At 57.5% G+C, this 240-nt stretch carries 1 protein-coding gene; it reads right to left on the bottom strand.

Annotated features, from left to right (window positions below):
- A partial coding sequence (locus tag PU683_RS21490; RefSeq protein WP_277174613.1) for a succinate dehydrogenase/fumarate reductase transmembrane subunit occupies positions 1-240 on the bottom strand: 240 nt, incomplete at both ends.

Raw genomic sequence — 240 nt, 5'->3', positions numbered from 1 at the left:
GAGGGTCGCAAAGGCACTCCAGAAACCGTGGGAGACGTGCATGCACACCGCGATCATGGCGATGAGGTAAATGAGCACGAACCACCAGTGGCTGAAGGCCGTAAGTACCATCCCTGCGCGTCCAGCTGCATCGGTGGGCGGGTTATTGAGCAAGTCAGGGCTAATGGTGAACTGCAGCAGGTGGAGGATGAGGAATAGGAAGATGATCCAGCCACCCCAGAACATCGTGCGGGCAGCATA

Origin of the sequence: Candidatus Kosakonia sp. 282A-S69 (assembly GCF_029433855.1) — a bacterium.
Lineage (GTDB): Bacteria > Pseudomonadota > Gammaproteobacteria > Enterobacterales > Enterobacteriaceae > Kosakonia > Kosakonia cowanii_A.
The sequence above is the reverse complement of the archived record's forward strand: the minus strand, read 5'-3'. Positions and strand labels throughout refer to the sequence as shown.